General features: G+C 62.4%; 21 protein-coding genes and 1 pseudogene. 11 read left to right on the forward strand and 11 right to left on the reverse strand.

The features are described 5' to 3' along the window. From N799_RS09295 to N799_RS09300, 5 genes are all read right to left on the reverse strand, one after another. The gene (locus tag N799_RS09295; RefSeq protein WP_036211308.1) at nt 1-1,875 is read right to left on the reverse strand and encodes a copper resistance system multicopper oxidase; all 1,875 of its coding nucleotides are present in this window, start codon (nt 1,873-1,875) and stop codon (nt 1-3) included. A gap of 97 nt (nt 1,876-1,972) precedes the next feature. Beyond that, nucleotides 1,973-2,416: a CopL family metal-binding regulatory protein gene (locus tag N799_RS16130; protein ID WP_152597889.1), complete on the reverse strand. Its 444-nt coding sequence runs from the start codon at nt 2,414-2,416 to the stop codon at nt 1,973-1,975. A gap of 1,327 nt (nt 2,417-3,743) precedes the next feature. After that, nucleotides 3,744-4,619, reverse strand: coding sequence for a TniB family NTP-binding protein (locus tag N799_RS14800; protein ID WP_160279964.1), 876 nt, complete (start codon nt 4,617-4,619; stop codon nt 3,744-3,746). Then, the gene (locus tag N799_RS14805) at nt 4,616-6,460 is read right to left on the reverse strand and encodes a Mu transposase C-terminal domain-containing protein (RefSeq protein WP_081974905.1); all 1,845 of its coding nucleotides are present in this window, start codon (nt 6,458-6,460) and stop codon (nt 4,616-4,618) included. Before N799_RS14805 ends, N799_RS14800 begins: the two co-directional genes overlap by 4 nt. A 148-nt stretch (nt 6,461-6,608) precedes the next feature. Then, nucleotides 6,609-7,052: a DUF4124 domain-containing protein gene (locus N799_RS09300; RefSeq protein ID WP_036211311.1), complete on the reverse strand. Its 444-nt coding sequence runs from the start codon at nt 7,050-7,052 to the stop codon at nt 6,609-6,611. A gap of 181 nt (nt 7,053-7,233) precedes the next feature. On the opposite strand from N799_RS09300, the gene N799_RS09305 reads away from it, so the two are divergent. Continuing rightward, nucleotides 7,234-8,622, forward strand: a complete 1,389-nt coding sequence (locus N799_RS09305; protein ID WP_036211314.1) for a M28 family metallopeptidase — start codon at nt 7,234-7,236, stop codon at nt 8,620-8,622. Here the strand turns inward: N799_RS09305 and N799_RS09310 are convergent, their stop codons facing one another. Continuing rightward, a complete protein-coding gene (locus N799_RS09310) occupies nt 8,623-8,865 on the reverse strand; it encodes a hypothetical protein (protein ID WP_036211317.1) in 243 nt (80 codons plus the stop codon). Nucleotides 8,866-9,051: 186 nt separating this feature from the next. On the opposite strand from N799_RS09310, the gene N799_RS09315 reads away from it, so the two are divergent. Both N799_RS09315 and tnpC read left to right on the forward strand, forming a co-directional pair. Continuing rightward, a complete protein-coding gene (locus N799_RS09315) occupies nt 9,052-12,075 on the forward strand; it encodes a Tn3 family transposase (RefSeq protein WP_036211359.1) in 3,024 nt (1,007 codons plus the stop codon). Then, nucleotides 12,056-12,424 carry a Tn3 family transposase post-transcriptional regulator TnpC gene (tnpC, locus tag N799_RS09320; RefSeq protein WP_152597890.1) on the forward strand — a complete coding sequence of 123 codons (369 nt, stop codon included), beginning with the start codon at nt 12,056-12,058 and terminating at the stop codon, nt 12,422-12,424. Before N799_RS09315 ends, tnpC begins: the two co-directional genes overlap by 20 nt. Here the strand turns inward: tnpC and N799_RS15660 are convergent. The 5 genes and pseudogenes from N799_RS15660 to N799_RS09340 form a co-directional block, all read right to left on the reverse strand. Further along, nucleotides 12,421-12,573, reverse strand: coding sequence for a hypothetical protein (locus tag N799_RS15660; RefSeq protein WP_160279965.1), 153 nt, complete (start codon nt 12,571-12,573; stop codon nt 12,421-12,423). The genes tnpC and N799_RS15660 overlap by 4 nt on opposite strands. A 26-nt stretch (nt 12,574-12,599) precedes the next feature. Continuing rightward, nucleotides 12,600-13,580: pseudogene (locus N799_RS09325) on the reverse strand (site-specific integrase); the annotation flags it as partial. Between the two features lie 118 nt (nt 13,581-13,698). Next, nucleotides 13,699-15,741: a multicopper oxidase domain-containing protein gene (locus N799_RS09330; RefSeq protein WP_036211320.1), complete on the reverse strand. Its 2,043-nt coding sequence runs from the start codon at nt 15,739-15,741 to the stop codon at nt 13,699-13,701. Nucleotides 15,742-15,777: 36 nt separating this feature from the next. After that, entirely contained in the window at nt 15,778-16,272 is a 495-nt protein-coding gene (locus tag N799_RS09335; RefSeq protein WP_081974906.1) for a DUF2231 domain-containing protein, read from the reverse strand. A 163-nt stretch (nt 16,273-16,435) separates the two neighbouring features. Next, nucleotides 16,436-17,764, reverse strand: a complete 1,329-nt coding sequence (locus N799_RS09340; RefSeq protein ID WP_036211370.1) for a PQQ-dependent sugar dehydrogenase — start codon at nt 17,762-17,764, stop codon at nt 16,436-16,438. 272 nt (nt 17,765-18,036) lie between these two features. On the opposite strand from N799_RS09340, the gene N799_RS09345 reads away from it, so the two are divergent. From N799_RS09345 to N799_RS09380, 8 genes are all read left to right on the forward strand, one after another. Continuing rightward, nucleotides 18,037-18,477, forward strand: coding sequence for a CopL family metal-binding regulatory protein (locus tag N799_RS09345; protein ID WP_036211323.1), 441 nt, complete (start codon nt 18,037-18,039; stop codon nt 18,475-18,477). 140 nt (nt 18,478-18,617) lie between these two features. Then, complete coding sequence (locus tag N799_RS09350) at nt 18,618-20,483, forward strand: copper resistance system multicopper oxidase (RefSeq protein WP_036211325.1); 1,866 nt, start codon at nt 18,618-18,620, stop codon at nt 20,481-20,483. Nucleotides 20,484-20,488: 5 nt separating this feature from the next. Next, on the forward strand, nt 20,489-21,589 hold the full coding sequence (locus N799_RS09355) for a copper resistance protein B (protein ID WP_052101418.1): 1,101 nt from the start codon (nt 20,489-20,491) through the stop codon (nt 21,587-21,589). Between the two features lie 12 nt (nt 21,590-21,601). After that, nucleotides 21,602-22,468 (forward strand): c-type cytochrome, encoded by an 867-nt coding sequence (locus N799_RS09360; RefSeq protein WP_036211328.1) that lies wholly within the window; start codon nt 21,602-21,604, stop codon nt 22,466-22,468. 168 nt (nt 22,469-22,636) lie between these two features. After that, nucleotides 22,637-23,008, forward strand: a complete 372-nt coding sequence (locus N799_RS09365; protein WP_036211331.1) for a DUF411 domain-containing protein — start codon at nt 22,637-22,639, stop codon at nt 23,006-23,008. An 83-nt stretch (nt 23,009-23,091) separates the two neighbouring features. Continuing rightward, on the forward strand, nt 23,092-23,442 hold the full coding sequence (locus N799_RS09370; protein ID WP_036211334.1) for a four-helix bundle copper-binding protein: 351 nt from the start codon (nt 23,092-23,094) through the stop codon (nt 23,440-23,442). Between the two features lie 466 nt (nt 23,443-23,908). Beyond that, on the forward strand, nt 23,909-24,307 hold the full coding sequence (locus N799_RS15985) for an EF-hand domain-containing protein (RefSeq protein WP_238978879.1): 399 nt from the start codon (nt 23,909-23,911) through the stop codon (nt 24,305-24,307). 96 nt (nt 24,308-24,403) lie between these two features. Next, complete coding sequence (locus tag N799_RS09380) at nt 24,404-25,258, forward strand: NAD(P)/FAD-dependent oxidoreductase (RefSeq protein ID WP_052101416.1); 855 nt, start codon at nt 24,404-24,406, stop codon at nt 25,256-25,258. Nucleotides 25,259-25,264: the final 6 nt, after the last annotated feature.

The following is a 25,264-nucleotide window of genomic DNA, read 5'->3' on the forward strand; positions in this document are numbered from 1 at the left end:
TCACTCCTCCACCCGCACTTCGCGGAACATGCCCGCTTCCATGTGGTACAGCAGGTGGCAGTGGTAAGCCCAGCGGCCGAGGGCATCGGCGCGTACGCGATAGGCGCGCTTGCTACCGGGCGGCATGTCGATGGTGTGCTTGCGCACCATGAAGTTGCCCTGCTCGTCTTCCAGATCACTCCACATCCCGTGCAGGTGGATCGGGTGGGTCATCATGGTGTCGTTGACCAGCACGATCCGCATGCGCTCGCCGTAGTTGAGACGCAACGGCTCGGCATCGGAGAACTTCTCGCCGTCGAACGACCAGGCGAAACGTTCCATGTGGCCGGTCAGGTGCAGCTCGACAGTGCGACCGGGCTCACGTCCGTCGGGGTCGCTGAACGTGCTGCGCAGGTCAGCGTAGGTCAGCACGCGGCGGCCGTTGTCCCGCAGGCCGATGCCTGGGTCGTCGAGCTTGGGCACCGGGTTCATGGTCTGCATGTCGACCAGCGGGTTGTCCTCGCTGGCAGGATGCTGCTGCATGCCGGCCGCCCCATGGTCCATCGTCGCCATCGGCCCGGGAGCCATCGAGGATGTACCGTGCTGGCTGTGATCCATGCCGGCGTGGCCGGCCGCAGAAGCAGGAACGGAGTGCTGCATGCCTGCCATCGCACCGCCGGACATCGCCGACATGTCGTGGCCGCCGTGCCCCATCATTCCGTGGCCCATGTCGTCCATCGTCAGGAGCGGCTTCGGGTCAACCCGCGGTACGGGCGCGCGCAATCCTTCACGGGTGGCGAGGGTGCCGGCCACGAAGCCGGTGCGGCCCAGATCCTGGGCGAAGATGGTGAAGGCGTCCTGGCCCGAAGGCTCGACAATCACGTCGAAGGTCTCGGCGGTGGCGATGCGGAACTCGTCGACGCTCACCGGGTGCACGTACTGGCCGTCTGCGGCGACGACCGTCATCTTCAACCCAGGGATGCGCACGTCGAAATGGGTCATCGACGAGCCGTTGATGAAACGCAGTCGTACCTTCTCGCCGGAGCGGAACAGTCCCGTCCAGTTACCCAGCGACGTCGTGCCGTTCATCAGGAACGTGTAGGTGTTGCCGTTGACGTCCGACAGATCGGTCGGCGTCATCCGCATCTCGCCCCACATCTTGCGGTTCTGGATCGTCGCCGCCAGGCCGTGGTCCTGCACATCGTCGAAGAAGTCCCCGACGGTCTGCTTGGCGAAGTTGTCGTAGTCCGACATCTTCTTCAGTCGGGCGAACAGCGCGGTCGGGTCCAGATCGGTCCAGTCGGTGAGAAGGACCACGTAGTCGCGGTCATAGTGGAACGGCTCGGGTGCCAACGGGTCGATGATCAATGCGCCGTAAAGCCCCGCCTGTTCCTGGAACGCGGAATGGCTGTGGTACCAGTAGGTACCGCCTTGCCGGACATCGAACCGGTAGTGGTAGGTCTCGCCGCGGTCGATGCCGTCGAAGCTGAGGCCTGGCACGCCGTCCATGTTGGCCGGCAACAGGATGCCGTGCCAATGGATCGAGGTGGAGTGTCCATGGATCGAGTTGGGCGGCAGCCGGTTGCTGACGAACAGGTCGACGGTCGTGCCCTCCCTCCAGCGCAGGATCGGTGCCGGAACGGTGCCGTTGACCGTGATCGCCGGGCGGGTGAGCCCGGTGAAGTTCATCGGCGTCTCGCCGATGTTCAGATCGAACCGGGTACCCGTGAGCACATTGGGGTTGCCGGGTCCGTTGAGGGCGGGTTGGCCGGCACCCCAACCGCGGTTCGGCCAAAGACCCAAACCCGCTACGGCACCGCCTGCGGCGAGTCCCTGGATGAAACGGCGGCGCGACGCCAGAACCGGCGGCACGGGAACGTGAGGCGAGGAAGACATGGTGACTCCAGATCGACAGATTGACCCCGGCACACAGGCAACGGGATGGCCGTCACGCGCGCGCGACGGTCGGCGGGCTCAAAGGCCCTGCGGTCAATCAGGCAATCGGAGGTCGGATGGGATGAGGTAGAGCCGGTTGGGCGTGGGCCAACGAGAGTCGGCGCACGCTGGTCGCGTGGAGGAACGCTGCGTCGGCTACGACCGGCATCGTCAGTGTTACCACCAGGTGTTGGACGCAGGCGCAGACACACTGCCCGGCGTCGCAACAGTCGGGCTCACCTGATCCATTCGCCGCCGGTGTGCCCGGAGCGGGACTCGAGTCGTGACCGTGGTGTGCCATCCCGGCATTCGTGACGTCGGCTCCGGTGTGGCAAGGCGCCGACGTGCCGTCGTGGTTGACAGTCGCCGTGCGGGCATCGCCGGATTTCGCGTGCGAGCCATGCAACTCCATCGTCGTCGACGCAGCCGCATACCCTGCGCCGTTCAAGACGAGGGTCAGGCTGAGCAGGACACGTAGCAGGATGGCGGGCAAGATGCGCATGCGGCGGCTACTTTAGCCCGGACTCTGGGGTGTTGGGTAAAGCAGGCGTGAAGCGCTCGACCCGCCGTTGACGCACAGCTGTACGGCCATTCGCGGCTCTGCGGTTCTCGCGCCCCCTCCTACGCCGTACCTGACCGCCAACTGCCAGATTGCGCCAGTGTGCAGAGGTCGATCTACTGCCACGCATGCCAACTTTGCACACCGACTGGCGCCTTGCGTGCGGAACGTCCCTCCCTACCCCCGATAACGGCCCCTTTTCGCCAGTTCAGACCAGCGGGTGACACCCTTGCTCCGTCAACTCGTCGATGGCGGGCAAGTCGACACCGATCTGCCCGCGGGCCAACGTGACCTCATGTTCTCCAACCAATCGGAAGCTGCAGCAGGCATGTGGGCGAGGACTCGACTCCATCCACTCCGTCCCCAGTCCCTCACTGGTAGAAAGTTCTCCATATAAGCGCCGCGAATAGCCTGCGCCGCAATCAGAACGCACGATCGCCTAAGCGGTGCAGACGTACTTCTGCAGAACACCCGGATATCAGGAGAACCGCCGGAGCACACCTTCCGTACAGGTCCAAAGCAGACGTTAACGCAACCGTTCCAGGCGTCCTGAGGTAGGCCAAGCACAACTAGCGGGTCTTCATATTTGGCGGTCCAGCTACTAGCTAGACAGCACAGGACATCCTCCCATACTTCCCTATCCATATAGCCGTCCGGATAGCCGATAATTTCCGCCAGCTTAGACGGACCAGTGCCGCCCGCCCACGCACTCAATTGCGAAAACGCAAGTGCTCGCATCAACTGTTCATCGACGCTGCTCCACGCTGCAGCCACAGAGTCTCTTACTTGCTCCGGACGCAGCAGCAACTTGGCATGCCGTTTCCGCTCCGAAGCAGGCAGGTCAGACCACTGCCACCCCACAGCTGGAACTTCTATGAGTGGAAGTTCATGAAAAGCGCAGACGGTGTTGGTTGCATAGGTCCACAGCTTGGACCGAGACTGTCTCGACGCCTTGCCGTGCTCCGCGAGACAGGCCACGCAAGCATGAATCCTACACGCGGGCGCGAGATGCCACGGCCCTAAAGGCTTGCCAAGCTCGGATAATATATCTTTTGGTATATATGTTACTTTAGATACGACATCGACCCAGTCTGGGTGCTCAGGAAAGTCAGGGTCCTCCATTAGAGCGACTGCGACAGAGGTACTGAATCTAATTATCGAAGCAGAAAATTGCGGTATCGTTGTATGGCGATGATGCCGCCAAGCCGCCAGATAAGAAGATAGACACTCCAGAGGCTCGGGGTCGCGGAGAGGTTTATGCAACGACCGATCAAGCCCTGTCATTGGTAGCCTCGTATTTCTCTGCAAGGATCCTCGTCATTACCTTTTCGAGGATACCTCTATCAATTGATTCCTCGCCACAAAGAATTGCTTCCCGTGCTGCTTCTCTAATTACCGTAACGATGGTCGCTGGATGCCCTCCACACTTGGACACCAGCTGAACCAGAATTTCCTTATCTGCAAGATTGGAGGGCTTGAGTAGAGGCAATCTAGACTCGAGCGTTGCGACAAAGTCGCGAGTGCTTTGCGATACTTTCCACTTACCCATCGGATGACATCTAAACCGATGTTTAAGCTGATCATCGGCTGCGACGCAGACGCGTGCTGACTGCGTTCCCGCGCTCAATATACTCAGCGGAATATTCACCATGTCTCGCAAAGTAACCATGCACTCTTCCATACCCTTTCGAGCAAGAAGCAGGTTATGCAACTCATCAATTACCAAGACGCGGGTGTTCGCGACCTTCAGTGCCATGACCATCTGATCATATAGAACATCTTTTCGATCGTATTGCGAAAACGGGTAGTCCAATGCGCGAAGCACTCTAATGAAGAATGGTCGCATATCGGTCGCACTAGGAAGATCTACGGAAACCACAGGCATTTCAGCAGACGCCTCGGGGGCGGCAAACCTCCGCACAACTTCGTTCAGTATCATGCTTTTGCCGCAGCCAGACTCTCCAAAGATGAGCATGCATTTTGGGCGCCTTGACGGATTCTGCTGAACCATCCAAGCCACTTCCGAGATAAGGAACTCCGAATAGCCATAAGGCACATACTGATCAGCAAGAGCGTAGGCAATCCTTTTCTCCGCTCGACCGGCTGCGACCCCTTCGATCCTCTCATCGAGATGTGCCCAATTCATACCGGCCCCTCGCTCCATATTCGTGGAGGTGTCGATAACTGCTCATCCAACTCAGAAGAGATCTCCCATGATCCCTCGGGTGCCTTGGGTGTTCTTAGTGCTTGTGATTCCGCACTCACAAGGCGCTGCGACTGTTCGACCATTTCCTTCCGCCGCGCTGCGCGCGTCGCTGCTTGAGAGTACGCTCGAGCTCGCCGATTTTCCTGAACTAGCGCGACTCTCTGCTGAGTTGAGAAAAGCGACGGATTATTATCGTTCCTTGCCTTGCGAACGGCTTCGAGTTCAGCCTTTGACACCCTCTCCTTTCCTGGCTCTGTGTACCTTACCTCTATATACTCCGTACCCGCACCAACATCAATATACGCCTTTCCCAAGGCCCGCGGGTCATAGTAGACCATCCTCTTTACCCCCGGCTGTACATAAACCCTCGCCTCCGAACTAAAATAAGTTTCGTTGAACAGGCGCACCCCATCATGGTTGATAACTCTCTGTTCACTCGGCAGAAAGGAAATGAAAAACTCGGTCGGATTGTTAACGATTGCGCGAGGCTCGGAGGCCTCGGCCTGGGCTGAACGCCAGGCCTGCAGGGGAGATATTCCGAGGGTAGAATGCCGTGTGAGGTGATAGCGCATCAGTATCTGGCGGGTTAGCCAAGCTTCTGCCTCCGCAAGAGTCATGTGGGCGGACTCTCGTCTGTCTCGTTCCCCGCGCAACTTTTTTGGATCACTCCCACTCGCCCCTGGCTCTTGCGAACACCAGGTTTGGACGGTACCGATGAACCGCTCAATAATTCCGCCATCTTCCTTCTTATTTCTATAATAAACTTCTATTCCCCATTTTCTACACGCAGCTTCAAATTTCGGTGATTTGAATTCCGCAGCCTTGTCGACCCGCAACCGCTTCATGAGGCCGTAGAACGGCCAATCCAAGGCGCTTAAACCTCTTTCGCTCAGCCAGATATTTTTAGGAAGTACCGCGTGGGTTAGAGACAAAGCGACCGTAAGCGCGCTTGGAGGCTCAAACCCCAAATTGAAACCAAGCACCACTCGACTGAACGTATCAACGACAGCCGTCAAGTAGGCTCGCCCGATACAAACGCGTTCTTGGGTGCTCACAACAAATATGTCGAGCGGGGAGTGGTCTACCTCGACATCCTGGAGGGGTGCAACCACGGGAATCTTGCCGGGCATGGGAGTTACCCGTTCGCGCGCTCGCCGAATGCCGTGTTTTCGCCGGAGAGTGAGTTCAGGGCCTATAGTTGCAATACGTTGGCGCACCGTCCTTTGACAGGGCGCAGGCAGCCCAAGCTGCACACAGTCGGCCTCTGTTTCCTCGAAGATAGTTTTTATGGTAAGCGGGAGCTTTGCCCTAACCGCGAGTTTGATCTGCCTTTCGAGTATCTGCTCAACTTCGCTATGGAGAAACTTTGCGCCCGGTTGCCGCCCGCGACGGTGGCGGATGAGCGTGGTGAAGTGCGGAGCTCGACGAAGCCTTTCAAGGGCCGAAAATACCTGGGTTCGTTGTACTCCCAAAGCTTTGGACAGGTCCGGGAGCTCTGCCTTAGGTAGTTGACGGTCAATGTACTGACTCAGCAACGCGAAGTGACGCATCGCTCGGGCGATCTCTAGATCGGAGACTTTGTTCAGGTCGCCATGGAACGCATGCGGCCCCGGGGCGACCCCCTCCGGCGCGATACGTACTACGTCGCCCGACCTCACATCGCGCGCGGATAACGTTCCAAACTCGTCAACGCCTTCTATCGAGTACACATGGTCGTCGAGCTCAATGAGCGAACCGATCGCATACGAAGTTACAGGCGGTGTCAGACTATCGGCCGCCATAGAAGTAGCCCCGCTATCCGTGGCTGTGTGCTAAGCATACCCCCGCCACCGGACGCGCCAAGCACCTAAATTCCGGATTACTCGATCGATTCGAAATTGCTTCGATGTTTATTCGTCGCACGGCACTAGCTATATCGTAAGTTGTTGATTACACAGGACAAAAATCCAGTCCGGAAGTTAAGCGCGCTTCGAGACACGCTTCGTATACCGCATCGCCCAAGGCCTCAAGCTGCTTCAGGGTCAGCCGGGCCTCGCCGGACTCGGCCTTGGCACGGCGGGACTTGGCGGCTTCGCACTTGCGGGCGTCGCGCCGGCCGCTGATCGCGACGCCGCCGCCGGTCGCGCGACGGTGGCGTTCAGCGAGCTTGCGAAGATAGGCGGAGTTAGCGCGCTCGCGGGCTTTGCGTGCCTGGAGGTCCGCCGGTGTCGTCGCCATCGGTTCAACATTCCACGACTTCCCGACGGTCTGCCCGGCGCCGCACTCGAACGACTGGTAGGTGACCACGCCCGCAGCATCGACACATTTGTGGATGGTCTGCGCCCCTGCCGGTGCGGCGGCCAACAGCAGCGCTGCGATCAGTTCCTTCTTCATGACTCTCCTGCCTCCCGTATCCGGCCCCAAGGCTGCCCGCGAGGCCGGGCTGGGGACATCGGAAAAGCACGCCGGTAGCCATCAGGAAAGTCCGGCTTCGCGCGTGGGTGATGCGCCGCCGGCGTTTACGGCGGTAGGCAGCCGTTCTAGGCTCGGATCCGGAACGCTCGCAGGAACGCCCATGAAACTCCCGCTGATCGCCGTCGTCGGCTGCCTGGCCACCGTCACCGCCACCGCGGCCCACGCCCAGACCCCGCCGGGCGACGTCGCCGCGCTGCACGACATCGCCGTCGCACCCTCCCCGGCCCGCATCGAAGCCGACATCCGCACCCTCGTCGGCTTCGGCACCCGCCACACGCTGTCGGAGACGGAATCCGACACCCGCGGCATCGGCGCCGCGCGGCGCTGGATCAAGGCGGAGTTCGAACGCATCTCCAAGGACTGCGGCGGCTGCCTGGAAGTGCTGACCGTCAGCGACACCGTGTCCGGCCAGACCCGCATCCCGGAACCGGTCGAGGTGGTCAGCGTGATCGCGATCCAGCGCGGCAAGGCCGACCCGGACCGCGTGGTGATGATGAGCGGCGACATCGACTCGCGCGTCTCCGACGTCATGGACTTCACCTCCGACTCGCCGGGTGCCAACGACAACGCCTCGGGCATCGCCGGCACGCTGGAGGCCGCGCGTGTGCTGTCCAGACACGACTTCAACGGCACCATCGTCTACGCCGCGCTCGCCGGCGAGGAGCAGGGCCTGTTCGGCGGCAAGATCCTCGCCGATTACGCACGGAAGCACGATTGGCGGATCGAGGCGGTGCTCAACAACGACATGATCGGCAACATCGCCGGCATCAACGGAGTGGTCGACAACACCACCGCGCGGGTGTTCTCCGAGGGCACCCGCGTCAACGAGACGCCCGAGGAAGCCCGTGCCCGGCGCTTCACCGGCGGCGAGGTCGACTCGCCCTCGCGCAACCTCGCCCGCTACATCGACCGCATGGCCGACCTGTACGTGCCCAACCTCGACGTGATGATGGTCTACCGGCTCGACCGTTTCGGCCGCGGCGGCCACCACCGCCCGTTCAACGACATCGGCGCGCCGGCCGTGCGCGTCATGGAGACCAACGAACACTACGACCGCCAGCACCAGGACCTGCGCACTGAAGGTGGCGTGGTCTACGGCGACACGATCGACGGCGTCGACTTCGCCTACGCGGCCAAGCTGACCGCGCTCAATGCCGTCAGCCTCGCCGGCATGGCGTGGGCGCCGCCGCCGCCGGCCGGGGTCGAGATCGAGGGTGCGGTCAGCCCCGACACCACGCTGCGCTGGACGCGCCCGCCGGCCGCGCAGGCACCGGGGCTGGCCGGCTACCGCATCCACTGGCGCCTGACCACCGAACCGCAATGGACCCACAGCCGCTACGTCGGCAACGTCGACGGGTACACGCTGGAGAACGTCGTCATCGACAACTACTTCTTCGGCGTGTCCGCGGTGGGCAGCAACGGCGCCGAGAGCCCGGTGGTATTTCCGGGTGCAGCGGGCAGTTTCGGCGGGTATTCCGCAGCGCGCTGATCAGAACGAAATCGGTACCCGCGCGGTCAGCGTCATGTCGGGCGTGTCGCGGGTGACGCCGACACCGAGCGCCACGTTGAGGGTGTAGCGGTCGCTGAAGCGGTAGGACGCGCCCAGCAGCAGCGTGCCGAGGGTGATACGCACGGCGCCGGGGGCGTCGGCGCCGTTCTGCTGGGTCTTGCCGATGAAACTCGTGTCGTAGCCGATGCTGATCGAGGCTTTCTCGTTGAGCGCGAGGCCCATGCCGAAGTTGAAGCCCCAGATGTCGCCGGCCTCGACTTGGGGGCGTGCCCGGATAAGGGTGAAATTGGGTCACAGCGGCTCTGCATCCGTATGACACCTCAGAAAAATCGCGTTCGCGGCTCGCGGTTGGTCTTGCTCACCATCGTTCGTTAAGCTCAAAGCCACCCTCTCTGACGGTTGGTGGTTATGGCGAACCTCGAGCGCACCGCATACCCGCGGTTTCCTCGTGTGATAACGACACGCGACCTGCTCCGGCATTACACCCCCGATGTGGACGAAGTGGAATGGGCTTCGGGCTTCGCCCGCAGCGATACGGGCCGTTTGGGTCTGATCGTGCTGCTCAAGACGTTTCAGCAGCTGCATTACTTTCCCGCATTGGAGAACGTGCCGGCTGAGATCATCAGTCATATTCGGACGGTGTTGAATCTGAAGCCAGCCACGGTGGCTGACTATCGGGGCTCCAAGACCCTCTATCGGCATTTCGCTGCCGTTCGTACATACGTCGACGTTCAACGCTACTACGGCAAGGAAGCGCAGCGCATCGCGGTGCGTGCCGCGTATGAAGCATCCGAAGTGATGGATCAGCGCGTTGACGTCATCAACGCTTCGATCGAGGAACTGATCTTTCGCCGGTACGAGCTGCCGGCGTTCTCCACCCTAGATCGGATCGCCGAAGCCGCTGCCGTGACAGCGCAAGAGCGTCTGTATGAGAGCATCAGCGCAGGCCTGACGAGCGAACGCCGGGAATTTCTGGACAGTCTATTGTCCACCGACTTCGCCCAGCGGCAGTCCGCTTTCCAGGCGATCAAGGCAATCCCAAAACGGGCAACCAAGAAGCACCTTGAAGCCGTTCTCGATCAGTTGGCTTGGCTGAAGACACTAGGCGACGTGGATGATTCACTCCGTGGCGCTCCCGTGAACAAGATCCGGCACCTCGCGCACCAAGCGGCTCTGCTCGACGCGGATGACCTCAAGCGCACAGCCCCTAGCCGGCGATATGCTCTGATGCTCGCACTGATTCATCGCATGCGGGTCCGTGCACGCGACGATCTTGCTGAAATGTTCATTCGTCGCGTGAGCACGCTGCACAAGCGCGCCAAAGAGGAACTCACCGCGATTCAGATGCACCAACGCGCGATGGCCGAACAGCTCGTCGCCAAACTGGACGACGTCCTGGCGATCCTCGTGGAGGAAAAGGAAGATCCACCCGCAGGCCGCCGCATTCGGGCCTTACTGGCGCCGGACGGCAGTTTGGAACGTTTGCGCGATGACTGCGCGGCGATTCGTCTATCAGGCGGAAGCAATCACCTGCCACTGCTCTGGCGATTCTTCGCCAGCCATCGTGCGGCGCTGATGCGACTTGCGCGCACGCTTGATTTCGTCTCGGCAACGCAGAACCAATCACTCATGGACGCGTTGGCCGTCGTGCTGGCAAACGAAGGTCGCAAGGCCGAGTGGGTTTCCAACTCTGTGGATCTCCGATTTTGCTCGGAACGGTGGCGCAAGCTTATCGTTCGTCCCGACGACGACGGCCCGCCAGTCAATCGCCGTTATCTCGAAATGTGCGTTTTCTCGCACTTGGCCAGCGAGCTCAAGTCCGGCGATACCTGCGTGGTGGGATCGGAGGCTTTCGCCGACGTCCGAGAGCACTTGCTGCCATGGGCCGAGTGCGAAGCGCGCCTCGCGGATTTTTGCGCCAAGGTCGATATCCCACCCTCAGCGGCGGCTTGCGTCAGCGAGCTGAAACAACGGTTGACCGACACCGCTGCACGCATCGATGCCGCGTTCCCCGATCTCAAGGGGGATGTGGCAATCGGTGACGACGGCGGGCCGGTGTTGCGCCGCGTCCAGGCGCGGGATATCCCCGCGTCGGCGATTGCCCTGCAGAGTGCTCTTGGCCGCGAACTCCCGACACGCAACCTCCTGGATATCCTGGCCAACATCGAGCACTGGACGCACTTTACGCGGCACTTTGGCCCGATTTCGGGACACGAACCGAAGATCAAGCAAGCCACCGAACGTTACTTGCAAACGATCTTCGCCATGGGATGCAACTTGGGGCCAAACCAGGCGGCGCGCCATTTCGTCGGCGAGGTCAGCCCGCATATGATTTCGCGTGCCAACCGCCGGCACGTCACGGTCGAGAAGCTCGAGGCCGCTACCCGTGAACTGGCTGAGCTCTATCTACGCCTTGATCTTCCGCGGGTTTGGGGTGACGGCAAGAGCGTGGCGGCCGATGGCACACAATACGACTTCTACGATCAGAACCTTTTGGCGGGCTATCACTTCCGGTACCGCAAGATGGGTGCCGTGGCCTACCGACATGTCGCGAATAACTACATCGCCACATTTCGGCACTTTATCCCGCCCGGTATCTGGGAGGCCGTCTATGTCATCGAAGGCCTGATGCAGGCCAAGCTTTCGATCGAACCTGACACCGTGTATTCGGACACGCAGGGCCAGTCGGCTACGGTGTTTGCGTTCACGTACCTGCTCGGTATCAACCTGCTGCCCCGGATTCGCAACTGGAAGGACCTCGATTTTTTCCGCGCCGACAAGCAGACAAGATATGCGCATATCGATTCGCTCTTTCATGGCGCGATCGACTGGACGTTGATCGAGACCCACTGGAAGGACCTCCTGCAGATCGCCATCTCGATCCAGGCGGGCAAAATCGCATCCCCGATGCTCCTGCGCCGGCTGGGCGCGAGCAGTCAACGCAACCGCCTTTTTCTTGCGGCTCAGGAACTGGGGCGCGCCCACCGAACCGTCTTTCTGTTGAACTGGATCGGCAGTTCGCCCTTACGTCAAGAGGTGACGGCTGAGACAAACAAGATCGAGTCGTACAACGGCTTCGCGAAGTTCTTTTCGTTCGGCGGCGACGTGATCGCTGAGAATGATCCGGATGAGCAACAGAAGCGTCTTCGCTATAACGATTTGATTGCTTCGGCCGTGATCTTGCAAAACACAGTGGACATGATGCGTGCACTTCAGAAGCTCGCTGATGATGGTGTCGCGGTGTCGGGACACGATGTTGCCTTTTTCTCGCCCTATCTGACCGGCGGCGTCAAGCGTTTTGGTGACTATCGCCTTGACCTGAAGCGACCCCCAGAGCCGTGGATTCGTGATCGTCTGTTCAAAGATGCCGCGAAAGCCGCTCGTGCGACGACGATAGCAACGGAGCAAGGTGATGACCCAACGAACGAATAGAACGGGGCTGGCCGACGCCACCCCGCCCCTCGGTGGCGTCGACGCGATAGGACTCCAACAATTGCGTACGACCTTTGACACGACGCAGCTGCTGCGTGCGGTCGATGATCTCGACACCATTTGCGCGCTCGTCGCCGATCCGGACGAATTACGCACCGATCTTCTACGACTGCATGGGATGGCGCACGCCCTGATCAACGGGGGAGCCATATCGACAACGAGCGTCGATGAAACGATCGCCGAGTTGGCGGTGGACATCGAGGCCGAACTGGATGACATGAGCGCGTTGCTCTTGGCCATCCGGCAACGAATTCGGCCGCTTCTGGCGTTGATACGTGATGATGGCTAATGGGTGGCGCAGGCCACCTCTCCCGCCAGGGATTTTTCGCAGCGGGCCGTGACCTTTGCCGCGTGCTGCACGAGATGCGGGATGGCCATCGCGTCGATGACGAACATCGCATGAACCGTTGAAAAAGTTGTGTCGGATGGCTGCGTCATGACGAATCGCCGCCGGACTGGAGAGGTGGTGCAGAGCCGGGCGCCGGAAGCACAAGGGACGACGTGATCTGCGGCGACAGGCTCGCCTCGATCCGATGGCGCGCGAACGGGTCCGCGCCATCGAGGTATCGCATCGCCGATTTCACGTCTTTCCAGCCGACGTATTCCATCAAGGTCTTGATGTCCCAGCCGTTTGCATCCGCCCACGCGGCGAAGCCACGTCGCAGCGAGTGTCCGCTGTAGTCGTCCGGTGATGGCAGACCGGCTTGGGCGAAGGCACGCCGCAGCAACCGAATGAGGCTGTTGGCGTGCAGCGGCTCGGTATGAATTCCAGCCCAGCGGTCGATCCGCCGGAACAGCGGCCCTTCGGTGAGCGCGGCCAACGCGATCCAGTCTCCGGTGGCCGCGACGGGGCAGCAGCGCGACAATGCAGGTACGTTGAATGATCGGCCCTCGTTTTGCCGGTCGCCTTTGCTGCGCGGCAGGAAACAGGTCATGCCTTGACCGGGAATGATGCGGACATGCTCCACTTGCAAGCGGAGCAATTCGTCGCCGCGGAATCCGCGCCAAAAACCGAGCGACACGAGCGCGCGGTCGCGCAGATGCCGCAATTGTCCCGCATAGTCGCCCCGGCTCTGCGCGATGCCTGCCGCGCCTTCGAGCCACGTCAGCACTTGGGCGAGATGGCCCAATAGCAGAGGTTCGGCGCGCTTCTCGATCGTGGGGTGCAGCATCTGGATGCCCTTGAGTACCTTGCGCACGACTGGCGCCCGGGTTGGATCGGCAAAGCCGTGCTCGACGTGCCATTGGGCCAAAGCGGCCAAGCGCTGCTTGAGCGTATTGGTAGCGAGCCGACCGGCATGGTCGGCCAGATAGTGGGCGATGCTGTCCGCTGTCGCCGGCAGGTGGCCGCCCCATTCGACCTCGAAGTGGCGCATCGCGGACTGGTAGCTGCGACGGGTGTTCTCGCGGGTGGCGGCATCAAGGTAGCGGTCGAGTGTCGTCATGCGCGCTTCGGGTCTTTCTACTTGGTGTTCTGACGCGCATCGCAGGAGGCGATCAAGCTCAGCCCGCCCTTGCGTTTGATATCGGCCTGATTTCGATCCGGTTGCGGTGCAATATCCGTCATGTCGTCGGGTCGCCGGCCACTTCGATATGCATCATCAGTCCGCCGCCGCCGTCGGTCTCCGTGTTGTTGTTGGTGGTGTGGTGCGAGATGTGGCAATGGATCATCCACTTGCCGGGCTTGAGTGCTTTCCAGATGACGTCGTAACGCTGGCCGGGGCCGATGTTGATCGTGTCGGCCCTGAAGCGGGCGGCCGGCGCCAGGGTTTCGCCGTCGCGTGCAACGACCTCGAATGGCCCGCCGTGGATATGCATCGGGTGGATGAAGCCGCTGTTGGAACCGATGAAACGTACTTTTACCGTCTCGCCCACTTTCATGTGGATGGTGTCGGTCGATGGGTATGCGCGGCCGTTGATGGTGAAGTAGTTGGGCATGCCGCCTTCCATCGGCATCGCCGGATAGGTGATGCCCTCGCGCATCAGCCATTCCTGCAACTGGATCGTGTACTCGTGGTCGGCTGCGAGCGTGGAGTCGGCGATGCGCGGCTCGATCAGCATCGCGCCGTAAAGTCCCAGCGCCTGCTGCCGATCGACGTGGTCGTGGGAGTGATAGAAATACGTGCCCGACTGGACCACGGTGAACTCGTACCGGTAAATGTCGCCGTTCTCGATCGGTTCTTGAGTGACATGCGCCGGACCGTCCATCACATTGGGCAGGATCAGCCCATGCCAGTGCACAGTAGTCGTTTCGGGCAGCCGGTTGGTCACGTTGATTCGCACCCGATCGCCTTCGCGAAAGCGCAACGTCGGGCCTGGCACCTGGCCATTGAAGGCATAAGCGTTGACGTGGATGTTTGGCAGTATCTGCCAGCGGATCACCGATGTCTCCAGATCGAACACCTTGACGCCATTTTCCAGGCGCGGCTGGAGCTCCCGGCCGCCGCGGACTTTCAGTCCATACGTTTGCGTGACATCGCGCGGATCGACCGCAGCCATGTCGAGCATTGCCGCGGCCGGCGTGTCGTTGTCCATGATCATCCCCGGCGGCATGATCGCGCCGCCCACATCGTGCGCGCTCAAGGTGAGGTTGTAGAACGCTGCCGGAAACGTCATGCCCAGCAGAAGCATCAGCGCGGTGAAGGTGGTGACGGCGAACAGTTGCGGCCGGGTGACATCCGACTTCATCGCGTCACCTGGCGTATTGCCTGATCCGCCGTGGGAGGCGTGACTATCTTCGCCGGCCTGTTTGGCTGGCGCCTTGGAGGCCATGCGCGAGCCGGCGCTCTTGCCCATCGCCGAGTGATCCATTCCGGGCATCGGCGCTGTCTCTGCGCTGTCACCGCCCGTCGAGCCGGGACTGGGCTGCGCTCCGCGCTTTCCAGCGTTCGCCCCCGCTTTTGTGGACGGGGCTTTCGTGGCATTTCCTTCTTCATTTTCCTTCCGCTCGGTCATCAACCCATGCTTCATGCCACGCGCCACCATCCAGACATTAACGGGATAGGCGACCGCAAAGCCGGCGATCACGCCGATCGACATCACCATCCAGAACAGCGGTTCGCCCGGCCACATGGCGCGCATGTCGCGGCCCATCATCAACGCAACCATGACCGGTGCCATGCCCGCCATCATGCAGTTCATCGAGATCAGCTCGGGCAGGAAGCTGCGGCGCACATTCTGCAGATACGTGCCGCCCATCATCCGACGCATGAACAACGCCTGGAAAATCAGCAGGCCGAACAGGAAACCAGCCACGTATTCGATGATCAGGTCCTGCCACATCGGCAGGCCGATGAGCGCAACGATCACCGCGGCCACGATGATGCCGGTAGCGTCGCCCGCGACGCAGTGGACGGTGGAACCGACGCCCTGTTTCCACAGCGGTCTGATGAATGCCTCGTGTTCCCCGGGCCGCGGTTCCTTGTCAGCCATGACATACAACAGCAGTCCTATCGGACCCATGTACAGCGTGACCAGCACGAACCCCCACTTCATCACCGCAGGCTCCGGGTTGCCAGTGAACTGGTCCCATGCGACGTAGGCAGCGGACAGCACGGCCAATACAAGCCAGACGTGCACGAAAATATCGAAAGGCTGAATCAGCATGCCGTTGTCCTTTGAATTGCCGTTGATGCCGCGCGGCTAGTGGCGATGTCCGTGCCCATCACCGTGTTCTTTATCGCTCCCGCCTACCTCATCGCATGCAGGCCGCGACTGGACGAACACGCCATCGCTATAGACCAGCTCGCCGCCGAGCCAACCTTGCAAGGCCGCGAGGGCCACCGTCAACATCGCCGCGTCGAGATACAGCATCGGTACGCTGCGATCACCGTCGAAAAGCATCCAACGCCAGAACGCCAGAGCCAGTATCGCCACCAGCAGGGCGAAGCCGACGAGTCTATGCCGGTGCACCCGATGGTGGACCTCCTCGCTCAAGCCGGTTCTGTGCGCCCGGTACATGTCGAATAGCCCGGCCGCGACCGCGGCCAGCGCACTGATTGCAGCGCCGAGCAACGTCCACCAGCCGGTGCTGCCCAGCGATTCGATGCGAGTGACGTAGGCCGCGCCATCGGCCGACACAGAGAACACCAGCAACGCGATCGGGAAGTGGACCAGCATGGGATGGATGGGCTTCATGACGGACCGTCCCGGTGGCTACAGTTCCAATCACTGTACCGCCCAGTTTCAACAAATGCAGCCAACACGATCTTCTTTGGAGAAGATCATGTGGTCCGTTCGAATCATGGTCCGGAGCGATCGGAAAACGAGGATGTGCCGGCATACCTCCGATGACCAGCCATCAACGCGAATCGCCTGCGTCCTCTCGCGTGCTGACCGGCACGACACGCCAGACAACATTGCCGACATCGTCGGCGACCAGCAGGGCGCCGGTCTTGTCGACCACCACGCCGACCGGACGCCCGAAGGCATGCCCGTCCTCACCGACGAATCCGGTCAATACATCCTCAGGTGCACCTGCAGGTCTTCCATTGGAGAAAGGCACGAACACCACCTTGTAACCGCTGGGCGGTCGCCGGTTCCATGAGCCGTGCATGCCGACGAAGGCGCCACCGCGATACCGCGGCGCCAACAGCGACGCATCGTAGAAAGTCAACCCCAACGGAGCCACGTGCGAGCCGAGCGCATAGTCCGGCACGATGGCCCGTGCCACGAGGTCGGGCTGTTGCGGCTGGACTTCCTGATCGACATGCGGGCCGTAGTAACTGTAGGGCCAGCCGTAGAAACCGCCTTCGCGTACCGACGTCAGATAATCCGGCACCAAGTCGCTGCCGAGTTCGTCGCGCTCGTTGACTACCGTCCACAGCGCACCTGTCAGCGGGTGCCAGGCGATGCCGACCGGATTGCGTAGCCCGGAGGCGAACACCCGCTTCGTTCGTGCCGCAGGGTCGATCTCAAGGATCGCGGCGCGGTCCACTTCCACCGCCATCCCGTTGTCGGCCGCGTTGCTGTTGGACCCGACACCGACATACAGCCGGGAATCATCGCGGCTGGCGAGCAGGCTCTTGGTCCAGTGATGGTTGAACCGGCCGCGGCCGGGCAGTTCGATCACCTCTTCGGGCACGGCCGCAATGGCGATGTCCCCTGCGCGGTACGGAACCTTGACCAGGGCATCGGCATTGGCGACGTACAGGGTATCGCCGACCAGCGCCATGCCGAACGGCGAACTCAAGTCTTGCAGGAACACGCTGCTGGTTTCGGCTACCCCGTCACCATCGGCATCGCGCAGCAGCGTAATGCGGTTGGCGCTGGGGACCCCGGCACCGGCACGCTTCATGACCTGCTTCATCACGGCGCCTTTCAGACCGGTGACGCCGCTCTTGCCGGGACCATTGGTTTCCGCCACCAGCACATCGCCGTTGGGCAGCACGTACAGCCAGCGCGGGTAATCCAGGCCGCCGGCGAACCGGGTGACCGTGAATCCCGGCGCCGGTGTCGGCATTGCGCCGCTCGGCCAGCCTTCGGCCGGGGCGATGTCCACGGTCGGAATCAGGGTACGGTTCGGAAGCGGCAAGGTCGGGTTGGGCCCGATGCCGGCGATGGTTGCCAGCTTTGCGGATTCCAGACACCCCGCCAGGCCGAGCAGCACCGGGATGATCAATGCGGTTATTCGACCGGGTGAGGAACGAAACGTTTCCACGGAATTGTTCTTCACGGAATCCTCCACCAGTCTTCCCGGCCGCGCGTAAGGCTGAGCGGGATCGTGTGATTGGTGTGTGGAGGGCCTGACACTTGGACTGGAGACCAGCTTTCGGCTAGTCCTTCGGGCCTCAATGGCCTGTGAGGTCCAACGCCTTATGAATTGTCGGCCGCTAAGCAGGGCCGGATTGGCCTGCCGGAACCTTTAACATTCACGGCCAAAGAAAAGGCTATCCTTAGTCGATGACCGCTTTCTCCATCCTGCTGAGGCTGTTGCTGAGCATCACCCTGATCCTCAATGGATCCGGGGCAGCGATGGCGCATGCCGGCATGACCATGGCGCACGCCCAACATGGGGCAGAGGCCGCGAGCACCCATGATCAACCAGCCAGGGTGCACATTCAGGCTTCAGCGGCCCCGGATTGCCATCACATGCGGGCCATGCCCCCGGCGAAGGCCGACGCTCCATTGGCTTTGACCTCGGCCTCCGATACGACAGATGGTTCGACGAACTGCTGCCAGTCCGCCGATTGCCGCAGCGGCTGCACCCAGCATTGCGCTGCCGCCATCGCCATCGCAGCCATCCAGGATGCCCTCATCCCCCGTACCGGCCTCCTGCGCCCGATACAGACCGGCCATGTTGCGCCGGCTCTGCCGCACCTGATCCGACCTCCGATCGGCTAAGCCTCTCCAGCGCCTTGTCAGGCGCATGTTCCATGTTCCTGTCCGCCGCGATGTATGCTCTCGTGCGTCGGCCGTAGGCCATGGACTTTTCGGCTCGGGTTCTCGCCCGACGCCATCTGGATGCTGAATTGGAGTCTTTGATGTCAACCGAATCTTCCGGCTTTGGGGCGGGTTTGTCGCGCCGTCGCTTCGTCCAGGGACTGGCGGTCGGCGGTGCCGTCGCCGGCCTGGGCTTGTGGTCCAAGCCGTCCTGGGCACTCAAATCGCCCGGCCAAACCGAGGTGCTCTCGGGCACCGACTTTCGCCTGACCATCGGCGAGACGCCGATGAACTTCACCGGCAACACGCGCACGGCGATCACCGTCAACGGATCGATCCCGGCGCCGATCCTGCGCTGGCGCGAAGGTGACACCGTCAATCTGTATGTCTCCAACGCACTGCCGCCGAATTCGATCCATGGCCACGACACCTCGATCCACTGGCACGGCATCCTGCTGCCGCCGAACATGGACGGCGTGCCTGGCATCAGTTTCGACGGCATCCGCCGCGGCGAGACGTACCACTACCGCTTCGACGTGCGCCAGGGCGGCACCTACTGGTATCACAGCCATTCCGCTTTCCAGGAGCAGGCCGGCCTCTACGGCTCGATCATCATCGACCCGCTCGAGCCCGAGCCGTTCTCTTATGACCGCGACTACGTGGTGATGCTGTCGGACTGGACCGACCTGGATCCGGCCGCGCTGTTTGCGCGACTGAAGAAGATGTCGGGCTACGACAACTATTACAAGCGCACGGTAGGCGACTTCTTCCGCGATGTCCGGACCGACGGCCTCGACGCCACCATCGAGGACCGCAAGGCATGGGGCAGGATGCGCATGACGCCGACTGACATGTCGGACGTCAACGCCCACACCTATACCTACCTGATGAACGGCACCTCGGCGTTGGGCAACTGGACCGGGCTGTTCCGTTCCGGCGAAAAGGTGCGGCTGCGCTTCATCAACGGCTCGGCGATGACGTACTTCGACGTGCGCATCCCCGGTCTGAAGATGACCGTGGTCGCCGCCGACGGCCAGTACGTGCATCCGGTGACGGTCGACGAGTTCCGCATCGCAGTGGCCGAGACCTTCGATGTGATCGTCGAACCCTCCGGCCAGGACGCTTTCACCATTTTCGCCCAGGACATGGGTCGCACCGGCTACGTCAACGGCACGCTGGCCGTGCGCGAGGGCTTGCGCGCGCCGGTGCCCGCGGTCGATCCGCGCCCGATCATGACTATGGCCGACATGGGCCACGGCGGAATGGGCGGGGGCCACGATATGTCGTCGATGTCGGGCGCGTCGATGGCCGGGATGGACCACGGTGCCACGACTGCGAAACCCGCTGCGCAGGACATGAGCGGCATGGACCACAGCGGCCATGACATGTCAGCGATGCAGGGTGGTGCGTCGATGGCCGGCATGGATCACGGTGCCGGCGGCATGCAAGCGCATCCGGCCGGCGAAGCCGGCAACCCGCTCGTCGACATGCAGACGATGACGCCGGTGCCCAAGCTCAACGATCCGGGTATGGGCCTGATGGACAATGGCCGCAAGGTGCTGAGCTACGCGATGCTCAAGAGCGCCTTCGCCGACCCGGACGGCCGCGACCCCAGCCGCGATATCGAACTGCACCTGACCGGGCACATGGAGAAGTTCGCCTGGTCCTTCGATGGACGGAAGATGTCGGACGCCGAACCGATCCGGCTCAACTACGGCGAGCGCATGCGCATCGTGCTGGTCAACGACACGATGATGACCCACCCGATCCACTTGCACGGCATGTGGAGCGACCTCGAGGACGAGCAAGGCAACTTCCTCGTGCGCAAGCACACCATCGACATGCCGCCGGGCAGCAAGCGCAGCTACCGCGTGCGCGCCGACGCGCTGGGCAGCTGGGCCTACCACTGCCATCTGCTCTACCACATGGAAGCCGGAATGATGCGGCAAGTGACGGTGGAGGAATGAGCGCCATGACCTTGCCGCTCTCGACATTGCGCTTGGCAACGATTGCGTTCGCGATCGGTCTGGCGCTGGGATCCGCGCCCGTTTCCGCCCAGGAGATGGACCACTCCAAGATGCAGATGCCGCCGGCGGCCACGCCGCCGCCCGTCAGGAAACCGGCGGTCAAAAAACCCGCGACCAGGAAGCCGGCGGCCAAACCTGCGACGGCGGCGAAGAAGCAGGTGGCCGACCCGCACGCCGGCCACGCCATGCCGGCGCCGGCAGCCGTCACCACGCCAGAGCCCACCGCCGTGGACCATGCGGCGATGGGCCATGACATGCCGATGCCGCAGGAGCCCGCGCAGCCGATGGACCATGCGGCGATGGGCCACGAAGGCATGATCATGGCTCCGACCGAACCGATCACGCCGATTCCGGCGCTGACCGAGGCCGATCGCATCGCTGCGGTGCCGCCGCCGGGCGGACACGCCGTGCACGACAATGCGATCCAGAGCTTCGTGCTGATCGACCGGCTGGAGACTTGGGACGCCGATTCCGGCACCGGCCTTGAGTGGAAAGGGCTGGGATGGGTCGGTACCGACCTCAACCGGCTGTGGGTGCGCAGCGAAGGCGAGCGCGTCGATGGCACCAACGAATCGGCCGATGTCGAAGTGCTGTACGGCCGCAGCTTCGCGCCGTGGTGGGACGTGGTGGCCGGCGTCCGTCAGGACTTCGATCCCGGCTCGTCGCAGACGTTTGCCGCGATCGGCGTGCAGGGCCTGGCGCCGTACAAGTTCGAGGTCGAAGCCACCGCTTACATCGGCCAGTCCGGCCAGACCGGGGCGCGCCTGGAAGCCGAGTACGACACGCTGCTGACCAACCGGCTGATCCTGCAGTGGCAGGTCGAGGCCGAGCTCTACGGCCAGGACGACGCCCGCCGCGGCATCGGCTCGGGCCTGAGCACGGCCGAGGCTGGCCTGCGCCTGCGCTACGAGATCCGCCGCGAGTTCGCGCCTTACATCGGCGTGGCCTGGGAGCGCGCATACGGCGGCACCGCGGACTTTCGCCGTGGCGAGGGCGATGACATCGACGATACCCGTCTCGTGGCGGGCCTGCGCATCTGGTTCTAGGAGATACATCCCATGAGAAAGCACACCCAACACGTCATCACCGTCGCGATCGTCCTGGGCGTCATCGCGATCGGCGCCGCCGCCTTTGCCTGGTCGGGCCTTTACAACATCGCCGCCGACGACCAGCACACCCGCCCGGTCTACGCGATGCTCACGACCTTTCGTGAACGCTCGATCGCCGCGCGAGTCAAGGACCTGCAGCTCCCCGACGTGACCGACCCGGCGCGCATCCGCCAAGGCGCTGGCAACTACAACGCCATGTGCACCGGATGCCACCTTGCACCGGGCATGGAGGAGACGGAACTGAGCAAGGGCCTGTATCCGGCGCCGCCGAACCTGACACAACACGAAGTCGATGCCACGGTCGCGTTCTGGGTCATCAAGCACGGCGTCAAGATGTCGGGCATGCCGGCTTGGGGCAAGAGCATGAGCGATGAGTACATCTGGAACATGGCCGCGTTCCTGCAGCAGTTGCCCGATCTCGACGAAGAGCAGTACAAGGCGCTCGTCGCCACCAGCGGCGGGCACTCGCATGGCGGTGGCGAAACCCAGCCGCATGAGGAGCCCGCAGGTGTGCCGGACGATCACAGTGACATGCCGATGGAAGGCATGCCCATGGACGGGTCCGAGCCGCACGTCGACCCGCCGGGAACTCCACCCCACGACGATGGCGATGCGAGTGGCGCAGGCATGAAGATGGACGAGGCCAAACCACACCCGCATGCCCCAGGCACGCCGGCGCATGACGACCAGGCGGCATCGGCTCCGAAAGCCGCCACCGCCAAGCCGGTCGTTCATCGCCATGCCGACGGCACCGTCGAGTCGCATCCGGTGCCGCCGTCCCCGCAGACCGATGACGGTCATGACCACCAGCATTGATCTTTTCAGGTGCTCAACCCGGGTGCCTTGTGGAGAACTGACATGACCACTCGAGACACCGTGCCGGCGGTGCTGGTCCACGCGTTGGCTACGTCACTGACGGCCTGTGCGCGCACGCCAAAACCGCCCGCACAGGATGTTGCGGCCACGACCGCGGCGTTGCCGCGGATGGTGGTGCACAAGAGCCCCAGTTGCGTGTGCTGCGCCAAGTGGGTCAAGCACCTGCGTGAGGCAGGCTTCAGCGTCGATATCCGCAACGAGGGCAAACTCGAGCCGGTAAAGACCCGCTTGGGCGTGCCCGCCGCACAGCATTCCTGCCACACCGCGCAGGTCCGCGGCTATTTCGTGGAGGGTCATGTGCCGGTCGAGGACATCAAACGGTTGCTGGTCGAGAAACCTTATGCCAGGGGACTTGCACTGGCTGGCATGCCGATGGGTTCGCCGGGCATGGAGAGTCCATCCGGTCGCATCGAACCCTTCACCGTGTCGCTGGTCGGCCATGATGGATCTACCACGCCCTTCGCGCAGCACGGACGGTAGTTCGCAGACGCTATCACTCACTTGGGGGCGCACACGGACGCGCGGGGAATGTCCGTATCCATCCATCGCAAAGGAGATTGACCATGACCCACCATGCCATCCACCGCGACAGCCAGATGCAGGCTTGCATCGACGCCTGCACCGAGTGCCACGCTGTATGCCTGGAAACGATGAACTATTGCCTGTCCCAGGGCGGCCAGCACGCCGCTCCCGAGCACATCGCCCTGCTGTCGGCCTGCGCCGATATCTGTGCGACCAGCGCCGACGCCATGCTGACCGGCGCGAGCGTGTCCCCCGTGATCTGCGGTACCTGCGCCGAGGTCTGCCGCAAATGCGCACAATCGTGCGAACGCATGGGTGACGACGCCCAGATGAAACATTGCGCCGAGGTATGCATGCGCTGCGCCGAGAGCTGCGCGACGATGGTCGCGTAACGTTGTAACCGACTGTCCTGTTGGCCGCGGTCGACAGGACGGTCCTTCAAGGAAACCGCCATGTATCCACCCGCCAATGAAGCTGCCGCGCGTACGACCATCAACGTCGCCCGTGGGCTCGTGCTGCTCGCTGCGCTGGCCCTTCTGGGCGCATGGTTGAGCGAGCTTCGCACTGACAGGCGCTGTTCGGTCTAAGCCAGCAGCATTTGTTCAACGATGCGACGGTGCTCGCACTGCTCAGCATCGCCGTGTTCATCGATGCGTGGTTTCACCTGCGCTTGCCGGGCCGACGCCCCTCCCTGGATAAGTCCCGCTGAACAGATGGTTGCCGCAGACAAGACATGAGCAGGGCTTTCCTATCCCGTTCAGCGGTATGGACGGACCATTACTGTGCAACGCAAACCCGCACATGAATCCCGTCAGCATTCGATCATAGATCAGCATTTCCCCATTCGCGTTCGATCCCATGAGCCGGATTGAACGTCTGCATCCCAGGCTCGATCAATCCCTCAAAGGAGTTTTTCGTATGAAGATGTTTCGATCCGCACTCGCCCTGTCCCTGATGTTCGCCGCTGGCACGGCACTGGCCGCCGGTCACGACCCGCAGACCACCAAACCGGCGTCGAACACCGCGCAGCAGGTGCCTGTGGACCACAGCAAGATGAAGATGGACGGCGCGATGCCCATGGACCACGGCAAGATGGCCGATGCCGAGTTCGTCAAGTTCGACCAGAACAAGGACGGCAAGATTTCCAAGTCCGAGGTTCCAGCCAAGCACGCAATGACGGCTCACTTCGGCATGCTCGACGCCGACAAGGACGGTAGCCTGAGCCAGGCCGAATTCGCCAAACATCACGAGATGTAAGCGGAGCGACATCAGGAGGGCGGCGATCAGCCGCCCTTTTTGATGTGTGGAAGTCTTGTTGCGGTATCCAATCTGTCGGTCACACGCGGGAGCGCCATGGGCGGTACGCAACTGGATTGCCTGATCATCGGTGCCGGCCCGGCCGGGCTGACCGCCGCGTTGTACCTGGCGCGCTATCGCCGCCGGATCGCGGTCGTCGATGCCGGCAACAGCCGCGCCGCATTGATTCCCGCCACGCACAATTACCCGGGCTTTCCCGATGGCATCCCCGGCAGGGATCTGCTGGTACGCCTTCAGGCCCAGGCCGCCCACTACGACGTGCAGGTGCGACCGGATACCGTGGACGAACTTCGCCAGGACCAGGACGGCGGATTCACCGCCGCCATCGGGCCGGAGGGTGTTCGAGCGACGATGGTGTTGCTGGCCACAGGGGTGGTGGACCGCCAACCCGACAACGCTGCGCTGACCGACCTGCGTATCGCCACTCTGGCGGGCGTCGTTCGCTGGTGCCCGATCTGCGATGGCTTTGAGGTCCTGGATCAGGAAGTCGGGGTAATCGCCCCGGCGGATTCTGGTGTCGAGCACGCGCTGTTCTTGCGCACTTATGCGCGCCGGCTCACATTGATCGTGTCGCCAGGCGGCGCGCCCCTAACGGCGGCAGACAGAACCCGCCTGCAGGCAGTCGGCATCCGGGTGGTGGAGACGCCCATCGCGCAAATCCGGCTGACCGCCGCCCATCAGATCGTCGTCGGCTTCGAGGACGGAGTCGAATCGAGGTTCGAGGCGTTGTACCCGATGCTGGGCTGCACCGCGCAATCGAAGCTGGCCACCCGGCTGGGAGCGCGCTGCGATGACAAGGGCGAGTTGCTCGTGGATGACCACCAGCGCACCACAGTGCCGGGACTGTACGCCGCCGGGGACCTGGTCGAGGGTCGGCAGGGATTCGTGTAAAAAACA

Source organism: Lysobacter arseniciresistens ZS79 (assembly GCF_000768335.1).
Classification (GTDB): domain Bacteria; phylum Pseudomonadota; class Gammaproteobacteria; order Xanthomonadales; family Xanthomonadaceae; genus Novilysobacter; species Novilysobacter arseniciresistens.

Excerpts from the sequence above, each read along its gene's own strand:
- N799_RS09315 (WP_036211359.1), top strand. The coding sequence starts at position 9,052 with ATGGCGAACCTCGAGCGCACCGCATACCCGCGGTTTCCTCGTGTGATA.
- tnpC (WP_152597890.1), top strand. The coding sequence starts at position 12,056 with ATGACCCAACGAACGAATAGAACGGGGCTGGCCGACGCCACCCCGCCC.
- N799_RS09310 (WP_036211317.1), bottom strand. The coding sequence starts at position 8,865 with ATGGGCCTCGCGCTCAACGAGAAAGCCTCGATCAGCATCGGCTACGAC.
- N799_RS09295 (WP_036211308.1), bottom strand. The coding sequence starts at position 1,875 with ATGTCTTCCTCGCCTCACGTTCCCGTGCCGCCGGTTCTGGCGTCGCGC.
- N799_RS16130 (WP_152597889.1), bottom strand. The coding sequence starts at position 2,416 with ATGCGCATCTTGCCCGCCATCCTGCTACGTGTCCTGCTCAGCCTGACC.
- N799_RS09370 (WP_036211334.1), top strand. The coding sequence starts at position 23,092 with ATGACCCACCATGCCATCCACCGCGACAGCCAGATGCAGGCTTGCATC.
- N799_RS15660 (WP_160279965.1), bottom strand. The coding sequence starts at position 12,573 with ATGACGCAGCCATCCGACACAACTTTTTCAACGGTTCATGCGATGTTC.
- N799_RS09305 (WP_036211314.1), top strand. The coding sequence starts at position 7,234 with ATGAAACTCCCGCTGATCGCCGTCGTCGGCTGCCTGGCCACCGTCACC.
- N799_RS09380 (WP_052101416.1), top strand. The coding sequence starts at position 24,404 with ATGGGCGGTACGCAACTGGATTGCCTGATCATCGGTGCCGGCCCGGCC.
- N799_RS09300 (WP_036211311.1), bottom strand. The coding sequence starts at position 7,052 with ATGAAGAAGGAACTGATCGCAGCGCTGCTGTTGGCCGCCGCACCGGCA.
- N799_RS09350 (WP_036211325.1), top strand. The coding sequence starts at position 18,618 with ATGTCAACCGAATCTTCCGGCTTTGGGGCGGGTTTGTCGCGCCGTCGC.
- N799_RS09355 (WP_052101418.1), top strand. The coding sequence starts at position 20,489 with ATGACCTTGCCGCTCTCGACATTGCGCTTGGCAACGATTGCGTTCGCG.
- N799_RS09345 (WP_036211323.1), top strand. The coding sequence starts at position 18,037 with ATGACCGCTTTCTCCATCCTGCTGAGGCTGTTGCTGAGCATCACCCTG.
- N799_RS09360 (WP_036211328.1), top strand. The coding sequence starts at position 21,602 with ATGAGAAAGCACACCCAACACGTCATCACCGTCGCGATCGTCCTGGGC.
- N799_RS14800 (WP_160279964.1), bottom strand. The coding sequence starts at position 4,619 with ATGAATTGGGCACATCTCGATGAGAGGATCGAAGGGGTCGCAGCCGGT.
- N799_RS14805 (WP_081974905.1), bottom strand. The coding sequence starts at position 6,460 with ATGGCGGCCGATAGTCTGACACCGCCTGTAACTTCGTATGCGATCGGT.
- N799_RS09335 (WP_081974906.1), bottom strand. The coding sequence starts at position 16,272 with ATGAAGCCCATCCATCCCATGCTGGTCCACTTCCCGATCGCGTTGCTG.
- N799_RS15985 (WP_238978879.1), top strand. The coding sequence starts at position 23,909 with ATGAGCCGGATTGAACGTCTGCATCCCAGGCTCGATCAATCCCTCAAA.
- N799_RS09365 (WP_036211331.1), top strand. The coding sequence starts at position 22,637 with ATGGTGGTGCACAAGAGCCCCAGTTGCGTGTGCTGCGCCAAGTGGGTC.
- N799_RS09330 (WP_036211320.1), bottom strand. The coding sequence starts at position 15,741 with ATGCTGATTCAGCCTTTCGATATTTTCGTGCACGTCTGGCTTGTATTG.